The sequence below is a fragment of the Cognatiyoonia sp. IB215182 genome, from assembly GCF_033963905.1.
GTDB lineage: Bacteria > Pseudomonadota > Alphaproteobacteria > Rhodobacterales > Rhodobacteraceae > Yoonia.
The window spans coordinates 1-503 of sequence record NZ_JAXBMB010000079.1 but is presented as its reverse complement, the minus strand read 5'-3'; the positions used below and the strand labels follow the sequence as shown (position 1 = coordinate 503).

Genomic DNA, 503 nt, shown 5'->3' with positions numbered 1-503 from the left:
GCGCATCATCATTGGCAGGCTTGGGCAGGTCACGATGACTGGACCGAGCGACACCGAGCACCGCGCAAGTCCGGCGTTCCGATGTATCCAGCTTTTGGCGGGTGTGAATGACCGCCTGACGGAGTTGCTCCTGCGCCCTCCTCCCGGCGATTGCTGTGCAATCACCTGCCGGGCAATGGGACCTTGGGCTTTAAATGATCCAGGCTCTCCTTCAGGATCAGTTTGTCGAACTGTAGGTCAGCGACAATCTTCTTGAGCCGCTCATTGTTACGCCTGGCAAACGATCCCCCGGATCGTTGGCTTAACCGGCTTCACTCTGCAGCGCCCGCATCTCTGACAGTTGAGGGCGTCCCATCCCACCAAACTTTTTACGCCAGTAGTAATACGTCTTGTCCGAGATGCCTGCTTTCCGACACGCGCTCACAACGTCCAGCCCATCATGCAAATGCACGTCGATCTCATGCAAAAGCTTCAACGCATCTTCCTCCGAATACCGCTTCCGT

At 56.7% G+C, this 503-nt stretch carries 1 protein-coding gene; it reads right to left on the bottom strand.

Annotation, left to right across the window (positions count from 1 at the left end):
* Positions 1 to 301 precede the first annotated feature (301 nt).
* The coding region (locus SLH47_RS26350; protein WP_320244119.1) for a transposase at positions 302 to 503 on the bottom strand (202 nt) is incomplete at its 5' end.